This is a genomic window from Actinokineospora pegani (assembly GCF_009745975.1).
In the GTDB taxonomy this organism is placed as follows: Bacteria; Actinomycetota; Actinomycetes; order Mycobacteriales; family Pseudonocardiaceae; genus Actinokineospora; species Actinokineospora pegani.
Map to the genome: position 1 here is coordinate 76,280 of NZ_WHOL01000060.1, position 7,662 is coordinate 83,941.

Genomic DNA, 7,662 nt, shown 5'->3' on the forward strand with positions numbered 1-7,662 from the left:
GTGCGGCGGCCCCGGGGTCGATCACTCGTCGTCGCCGTCGAAGGGGTTCTCGACGAGCGCGTTGCTGTGGCTGGCGGAGTTGTGCGGCAGCAGGCGCTCTTCCTCGACGTGCACGAAGACGTTGTCCACGGCAGTCCCCTTTCTGTCGGTTCACGGTCGCGGTGACCGCTTCACCAGCTAATCAGGAACGACAATCGTTTTCAACAACCCATTCGTCGTAATCTGGAGGACTTCGCCCGAGACGCCGTAGACCGCGCGCAGGAACTGGCTGTCCACGATGTCGCCAGGCTCGCCGTCCGCGTGCACGACGCCGTCCCGCAGCGCCACCACGCGATCGGTGTACCGGGCCGCCTGCGCCAGGTCGTGCAGCACGGAGACGACGGTCAGCCCGCGCTCGTGCTGCAACGCGCGCACCAGTTCCAGAACCTCGACCTGGTGGCGGAGGTCGAGGAACGTCGTCGGCTCGTCCAGCAGCAGCACCGGCGCGTCCTGCGCCAGGGCGAGCGCCAGCCGCACCCGCTGCCGCTGTCCGCCGGAGAGCCGGTCCAGAGGCGAGTCGGCCCACTCGTCGACCCCGGTCGCGCGCAACGCCTCCCGCACGTGCGGGTCGTCGGTGTCGGCGAGCATCCCGAGCGGACCGCGCGCCGCGTACCGCCCCTGCCGCACGAACTGCCGCACGGTCAGCCCCGCGACCACGGGGGCGGACTGCGGCAGCAGGGCCAGCCGCCGGGCCACCTCCCGCCTGCCCAGCCCGGCCATCGGGTCACCGCCGAGCAGCACCGCGCCCTGGTCGGGCCGCAGCAGCCCGGCGAGCACGCGCAACAGCGTCGTCTTGCCGGAGCCGTTGCGCCCCAGCAGACTCACCCACTCACCGGACCGCACGTCGATGTCGACCCCGGCGAGCACCTCCCGCTCGCCGAACCGCACGCGCACCCCGCGAGCACTCAGCGGAACCTCCGCGATCACCCGAAACCTCCCGTCCGCCGAGCGACAACAACAAGAACGCCCGCCCCCAGCAGCGCCGTCACAGCGCCCGCGGGAACGCCGACCACCTGCCCCAACGCATCCGCCGCCACCACGGACAACGCCCCCGCCAACGCCGCGGTGGGCAGCAACCGCCGGTGCAGCGGCCCCACGAGCGCGCGGGCCGCGTGCGGCGCCAGCAACCCCACGAACGCCGTGGCCCCCACCGCCGCCACGGCCCCCGCCGTCGCCAACGCGGCTGTCACCAGCGCCGCGGTCCGCCACGGCACCACCGCGAGCCCGACCGCGTGCGCGTGGTCGTCGTCGACCGCGAGCACGTCCATCACCCCGGCGAGCCCGCACGCCACGACCAGCGCGACCACCAGCACCGGCCACAACGGCGCCAGGTGCTCCCACGTCCGCCCCGCCAACGACCCCAGCAACCACCGCGACACCGCCCCCGCCAACTGCGGCTTGGCCGTCAACAACAACAACGTCCCACCCACCAACACCGCCGAGACCACGACACCGCGCACCGCCACATCCCCAGACCGCCCCGCGACAACCCACAGCAATCCACCGCCCACGAGCCCACCCACCAGCGCGGCCCCCGCCATCGCCGCGGGCTGCGCAGCCAACCCCCCGACCGTCGACGCCGCAACGGCCCCCAACACCGCCCCCGACCCCACACCCGTGATCTCCGGAGAGGCCAACCGGTTCCGCACAGCGGCCTGCAAGATCGCCCCCGCCAACCCCAGGCACGCACCCGCGCACAACCCCACCAGCAACCGAGGCGCGCGCAACTCCCACACCACCATCCGCGCCCCCGCGTCATCCCCGAACAACGCCAAAAGCCCGGCCCCGGTGGACCCCACGCTGATATGCGCGAAGCACGCCACCACGAGCAGCACCCCCAGCCCACCGATCCGCATCACACGCGCACCCTCTTCCGCGCCGTCAGCAACCCCAGCGCCACAGCCGCGAACGCCGTCAACCCGCCCACGGGCAACTCGATCGGATAGAGCACGGTCCTGGCCAACACATCCGCCCCCACCACCACGACGGCCCCCACCGACGCCGCCGCCACAACCCCCGACCGCCCCAGCCGCTCAGCCAGCGCGGGCGCGAAGAACCCCACCCACGCGATCGGCCCCGCCTGCGCCACCACCACCGCGACCAGCAACGACGCCGTCGCCAGCGCCGCCAACCTGGCCCGCCCGGGCCGCAACCCGGCCGACATCGCCTCCTCGTCCCCCAACCGCAACAGCCGCACTCGCGGTAAGACCGCCACCAACGCGGGCACAGCCACAACCAGCCCCACACCCACAGGCACCAACGCCGACCAAGTCGTCCCCGTCAGCGACCCGAGCAGGTACCGCACGAGCACCCCCTGCTCCCGCGAGTCGGTCATCGCCGTCGCCGCCAAGAGCACCGCTTGGCACGCGGACCCCACCGCCGCCCCGACGAGCAGCACGGCGGCAGGCCCCTTCGCGCCCCGCACCGCCAACAGCGTCAACGCGCCGCCCACCGCCGCTCCCACAAGAGCGGGGGTGAGCGGCGCGCCAGGCACCGACAGCCCGAACGCGATGCACGTGCCCACCGCCGCCGCCGCGCCACCGGACACACCAAGCAGCTCCGGCACCGCCAGCGGGTTGCGCAGTGACGTGCGCAGCAGCAGCCCGGCCGCCCCCAGGCACGCGCCCGCCGCGGCGCCGAGCAGCAACCGCGGCGCGCGCAACTGCCACACGACGACCTGCTCCAGGTGCGTCGTGGGGAACAGGACGAACGAGGTGCCCAGGGCGAGCGCGGCCACCGCGGCGAAGACACCGAGGAGCGCGACCAGCCTCAAGCCGGGACCTTGGCCAGCGCCTCGTCGATGATGGCGGACAGGCTGCGCAACCCGCGGCCGGAGCCCCATAGTTTCGCGTGCCCCTCGTGCACCTGGTTCGCGCGCACCGCGGGGATCTCGCGCCAGATGGGGTTGTCCGCGAGTTGCGCGCTAAGAGTCTTGTCCTCGGCGGAGAACAGCAGCGAGTACACGAAGATGACCTCCGGCTGTTTGGCCAGCAGCTCCTCGACGCTGTAGTTCGACGCGGTGTCGCTGTCGCCGCCCTTGGCCGCGAACGGGTAGGAGAACAGTTGCCCCAGCAGGTCACCCTTGAGCGAGGAAGCCGTGTCGACGCCGATCGAGTCGGCGCTGCCGTACATCAGCAGCGTCCTGCGCCCCGAGCGCCCGTCCACGCGCGTGCCCTCCACGGCGTCGGCGAGCTTGGCCCGGAAGGCCCGCTCCGCCTCGACCGCGCGGTCCGTCCGCCCGGTCAGCGCGCCGAGCGCCCGCAGGTAGCCGACGGACTCCTGCCAGGTCACCGGGTCGGCCAGCCAGAGCGGGGCGAACTTCTCGATGGCGGGCCGCAGCCCGTCGTGCACGCCGGGCAGGCCGATCACCAGGTCGGGCCGCAGGCCCGCGATCGCCTCGACGTCCTCGCTGCCGAAGGTGCCCGGCACGGTCTGGACCGCCGCCGCGGCGTCGCCGAGCAGGGCGGGGTGGGCGAGCAGGGTCGGGTTGGTGGTGCCCGCCGGGGCGATGCCGAGGTCGGTGAGGACGTCGTCGCACAGCCCGTTGAGGCACACGATCCGCTCGGGCGCCTTGTCCAGCGCGATCTCGACGCCGTGCGGGTCGGTGATCCGCAGCGACGGCTCCAGCGGGGCCGCGGAGCGCTCGACCGGGGCCGCCGCGACAGCGGACTCCTCAGCGTCCGGGGCCGCGCACGCGCCCACCAGCAACGCGCCCACCAGCAGGACAACAGCTCTGTTCACAGCTCACCGATCCAATCCACCAACACCGCCGCGTCCTCCCGGAAAGCCTCCGGCGAGTCGTCCCGCACGAACTCCAGCAGCACGTCCCGGTCGACCCCGTCGGCCGCCAGCTCCGCCAGCACCGGCCGCCACAGGTCGGGGCGCTCGGCCAGCGCCAACCGCTCGGTGAAGCCGTCCGCGCCCCACGAGAAGGCGTGCACGGCGGCGATCCCGGGCAGCAGCGCCCGCACCTCGCCCAGGCACTCGTCGACGTCCGGCAGCTCCCGGGGCTGCCAGTGCCCGACCAGGCCGGGCACCTCGGCGGCCAGCCGCCGGGCCGAGCCCAGGTCGTCGGTCAGCGACGACACGTGGTGCTCGACGGTCACCGCGAGGCCGCGCCCGGCCGCCAGCTCCGCGCACCGGCGCAGGTCGTCGGTGACGGCGGCGCGCTCGCCCGCCGACACCTCGGCCGACCCGCGCACCCCGGCCCACACCCGCACCCGGGGCGCGCCCAGCGCCTCGGCGGTGTCGAGGACCGCGGCGAAGTCGGCCGGGTCGCTGTCGCCGCTCTTGTAGTACGACCCGTACGAGCCGACCCGCAGGCCCGCGTCGCGGGTCAGCCCGCCGACCCTCCCGGCCACGCCGAGGTCGCCCGCGGGCACGTGGGCGTCGCCCGCCCACTCGAGGACGCCGAGGCCCGCGGCCAGCCCGACGACCTCCTCGGCCGATCTGCCCCGGAACGTCACCGAGGCCAGTCCTGGCGTGATCATGCGACCCCTTCGCTCGAGTGGGTGACCTGATAGATGTACCGAACATGACAACGGTTATCAAGTCCGATCGATCACACACCGCCAACGTCGTTATTGACAATCGTTTCCGTTAGGCTCGTCCGGTGACTACCGAGGTACTGCTCGTCGCAGGCATGACAGACCACGACGTCGACGTGCGGATGTGGCAGGCGCTGCCCGGGTCCGCGCTGGTCCGCTACGACCTGCGCGACCTGGCCGCGGGCGTCGTCCGCCGCTGGGTGGACGGCGAGCTGACCGTCCTGGAACTGGCGCACGGGTGCGCGTCCTGCACCCTGCGGCTCGACCTCGTCCCACTCCTGACCGGCCTCGGCGGCCGCGTGGTCGTCCACCTCGACCCCGCCCTGGAACCCGAGCCGGTCTGCGTCGCCCTCCACGGCTCCGACGTGCGCGTCGAGGCGGTCGTGTCCGTCGTCGACCGCGCGACCTGGCTGACCGAGACCACCAGCCCCGACGCCCTGGCCGACCGCGGCCTGTCCGCCGCCGACGCCGACGACCGCACCGTCGCCCAGGTCCTCGTCGGCCAGGCCGAGTTCGCCGACGCCCTGGTCCTCACCGGCCCCCCGAACCCCGCCGTCGAGGCCGCCCTCGACCGCCTGGTCCCCGGCACCCCCCGGCACGAGCACACCACCCTGGACGTCCCCGCCCTGCTGACCTCGATCCCCCCCAACTCCCGCCGCGGCCGCTTCGACGACATCTGGGCCCCGCCACTGCGCCCCGACACCCCGCTGCACCCGGCCCACGGCATCTCGGTCCTGCGCTTCACCACCGAGCGCCCGTTCCACCCCAACCGGCTCAACACCAGCCTCGACACCCTGCTCGAGGACGTCATCCGCACCCGGGGCCGCCTCCACCTGGCCAGCCAGCCCACCACCGCCCTGTGGCTGGAGTCAGCGGGCGGCGGCCTGTCCGTCGGCAACCTCGGCCCGTGGCCCGAGACCGATCACGGCCACCAGGACCTGGTCATCATCACCACCACGCGCACCCCCGCCAAGATCCTCGAAGCCCTCCACGGCGCCCTGGCCACCGACGAGGAACTGGCCCTGCTGGCCCCCACCGAGTTCACCGACCCCTTCGCCGAGTGGGAGGACGAGCTAGAGGGCCGATGACCGCCCGAGCGCGTGCTCCCGCACCAACGCCGCGGTCCGCTCAGGCCGCTCCCACCAGAAGAGGTGCCCAACCCCCTCGAACACCTCCAACCGGGCCCCCGGGATCAACCCAGCCACGTGCTCCCCGTTCTTCGGCCAGATCATCTCGTCCTCAGACCCATGCACCACCAACGCCGGAGCCGTCACACCCCCCAACCGAGCCACCGCGTCATGCTCCACCGCCGCCCGCATCTGCAGAGCGATCACCGCCGCAGGCACCTGCTCGGACAACGCCAGCTCCACAAACCCCTCAAACGCCCCCGGCCGCTCCCGATACCCAGCGGACAAGTTCGCCTCAAACGCCGCCCGCATAGACACGGAGACATCACGCGTGGCGGCGGCCTGCATCATCCGCACCGGCCCAGGCGCATCCAACGCCCCACCATCCGGCCCCGCATAAGTGCACCCCAACACCACCGACCGCACCCGCCCCGGGTACCGCACCACCACCTCCTGAGCCACCATCCCACCCAAACTGATCCCCATCACATGCGCACTACCAATCCCCAACGCGTCCAACACCCCCACAGCATCCCCAGCCAACTCCCCCACCGAAAACCCCTCATCAACCCGCCCACCCCCAGCCACCCCCCGATGACTAAACGCAACAACGTCAAAGTCCCCCTCCAGCCCCGCCAAAAACCCCTCAGTCCACATCCCGTGATGCCCCCCCATCCCCTGAATCAACAACAGCGGCTCCCCCCGCCCCCGCCGCACATACCTCAGAGCCCGCCCCCCGACCTCCACAACACCCACGACACCCTCCCCGTTCGCTCCCTGCCAGGTCAACGCCACCCTAAGCCCGCCGTCGCGCCCATCGGTCTGTAGCCCGCGCCACACTCAGCCCCCCACGAAACCTGGTCGGTGCCGTGCGCTAGTCTTACTGGGCAGCCGCGAGAGCGGGTGTGGCCGGGCTGTGGCGCAGTTTGGTAGCGCACTTGACTGGGGGTCAAGGGGTCGCAGGTTCGAATCCTGTCAGCCCGACGGTCAGAGGAGTCTTCGCAGGTGAGAGCCTGTGAAGGCTCCTCTTTTCTGTGCTTGGGCCGTGCTCCCACACCGAGCACAGCGCTCGGTGCCACCTTGACCCTGAGGTAGAGCACATGTCCTACGAGCCCGAGCCCCCACTGCCCACCAACCCCACATGGTCACGGTACGTGATCGCCTGGGACCGGTCGCTGCGGAGCAACAACAAGCCCAAGTCCACCCGCTACAACTACGAACTCGGCGTCGTGCAGCTGGCGAACTTCTATCACTGGCTGTCCCAGGGCGCACCGCTCGACGAACACACCGGTGAGGCCCACCGCGAATGGGCCGAGGACTGGGAATCGCGGTTCACCGGCATCGACATCGCCGCAGCCGCTGAGGACCCGTGTGCGGTGACCAAGGAACACATCCAGGAGTACATCTACTGGATGATCTCCACCCGGTCGGACTCGACCGCGGTGAACAAGTTCAAGGTCACCAAGCAGTTCTTCCGCTTCCTCGAAGAGGACGATGAGATCGAGTTTTCTCCGTTCACCAAGCTGACCCTGCCGAAGAAGGGGCAGAAGCTCACCCCGATCCTGACCGATGACCAGATCGAGGCATTGCTGGCCCAGTGCACCGGTAAGGATTTCCGGTCACTGCGCAACCGGGCCTTAGTGGAGTCGTTCCTGGACACTGCCCTGCGTTGCGCGGAGATGACCTCTCTAGACACCGCAACCGTCGACCTGCGCCTGGACCGGATCAAAGTCCACGGCAAGGGGGCCAAGGAGCGCATCGTGACCTTCGGCGACCGCACCGGCCGCACCCTGTCCAAGTACGACCGGGCCCGGTCGAAGAAACCCGGGGCCGCCCTGCCGCACTTCTGGTTGGACGAGACCGGCCGCAAGCCCTTGACGATCGCCGGGGTCAAGAGCATGGTCCACCGCCTCGGCGACGCCGCGGGCATCCCGAGCCTCTACCCGCAC

At 71.6% G+C, this 7,662-nt stretch carries 9 protein-coding genes and 1 tRNA gene; 3 read left to right on the forward strand and 7 right to left on the reverse strand.

All coding sequences use genetic code 11. The features are described 5' to 3' along the window. Nucleotides 1–21 precede the first annotated feature (21 nt). The 6 genes from amiA to GCL84_RS06685 are packed head-to-tail and all read right to left on the reverse strand — an operon-like array spanning nt 22 to nt 4,529. Nucleotides 22–129, reverse strand: coding sequence for a streptamidine family RiPP (gene amiA, locus GCL84_RS30565; RefSeq protein ID WP_268891331.1), 108 nt, complete (start codon nt 127–129; stop codon nt 22–24). Nucleotides 130–177: 48 nt separating this feature from the next. After that, nucleotides 178–966 (reverse strand): ABC transporter ATP-binding protein, encoded by a 789-nt coding sequence (locus tag GCL84_RS06665; RefSeq protein ID WP_156754478.1) that lies wholly within the window; start codon nt 964–966, stop codon nt 178–180. Continuing rightward, nucleotides 963–1,895 (reverse strand): FecCD family ABC transporter permease, encoded by a 933-nt coding sequence (locus GCL84_RS06670; RefSeq protein ID WP_156754479.1) that lies wholly within the window; start codon nt 1,893–1,895, stop codon nt 963–965. Before GCL84_RS06670 ends, GCL84_RS06665 begins: the two co-directional genes overlap by 4 nt. Continuing rightward, nucleotides 1,895–2,812, reverse strand: coding sequence for an iron chelate uptake ABC transporter family permease subunit (locus tag GCL84_RS06675; protein WP_156754480.1), 918 nt, complete (start codon nt 2,810–2,812; stop codon nt 1,895–1,897). Before GCL84_RS06675 ends, GCL84_RS06670 begins: the two co-directional genes overlap by 1 nt. After that, a complete protein-coding gene (locus GCL84_RS06680) occupies nt 2,809–3,780 on the reverse strand; it encodes an ABC transporter substrate-binding protein (protein ID WP_156754481.1) in 972 nt (323 codons plus the stop codon). The genes GCL84_RS06675 and GCL84_RS06680 overlap by 4 nt, the downstream gene beginning before the upstream one ends. After that, complete coding sequence (locus tag GCL84_RS06685; protein ID WP_156754482.1) at nt 3,777–4,529, reverse strand: sugar phosphate isomerase/epimerase family protein; 753 nt, start codon at nt 4,527–4,529, stop codon at nt 3,777–3,779. The genes GCL84_RS06680 and GCL84_RS06685 overlap by 4 nt, the downstream gene beginning before the upstream one ends. Before the next feature lie 122 nt (nt 4,530–4,651). On the opposite strand from GCL84_RS06685, the gene GCL84_RS06690 reads away from it, so the two are divergent. Next, nucleotides 4,652–5,674 (forward strand): CobW family GTP-binding protein, encoded by a 1,023-nt coding sequence (locus tag GCL84_RS06690; protein ID WP_235926036.1) that lies wholly within the window; start codon nt 4,652–4,654, stop codon nt 5,672–5,674. On the opposite strand, the gene GCL84_RS06695 is transcribed toward GCL84_RS06690, so the two are convergent. Next, nucleotides 5,660–6,469, reverse strand: a complete 810-nt coding sequence (locus GCL84_RS06695) for an alpha/beta fold hydrolase (protein WP_197523062.1) — start codon at nt 6,467–6,469, stop codon at nt 5,660–5,662. The genes GCL84_RS06690 and GCL84_RS06695 overlap by 15 nt on opposite strands. 154 nt (nt 6,470–6,623) lie before the next feature. On the opposite strand from GCL84_RS06695, the gene GCL84_RS06700 reads away from it, so the two are divergent. Together GCL84_RS06700 and GCL84_RS06705 are read left to right on the forward strand one after the other, a co-directional pair. Then, nucleotides 6,624–6,697: transfer RNA gene (locus GCL84_RS06700), tRNA-Pro, on the forward strand. A gap of 116 nt (nt 6,698–6,813) precedes the next feature. Continuing rightward, the coding region (locus GCL84_RS06705) for a tyrosine-type recombinase/integrase (RefSeq protein WP_156754483.1) at nt 6,814–7,662 on the forward strand (849 nt) is incomplete at its 3' end.

Coding starts and splice junctions, on each gene's coding strand:
- GCL84_RS06670 (WP_156754479.1), bottom strand. CDS start 1,895: ATGCGGATCGGTGGGCTGGGGGTGCTGCTCGTGGTGGCGTGCTTCGCG.
- GCL84_RS06685 (WP_156754482.1), bottom strand. CDS start 4,529: ATGATCACGCCAGGACTGGCCTCGGTGACGTTCCGGGGCAGATCGGCC.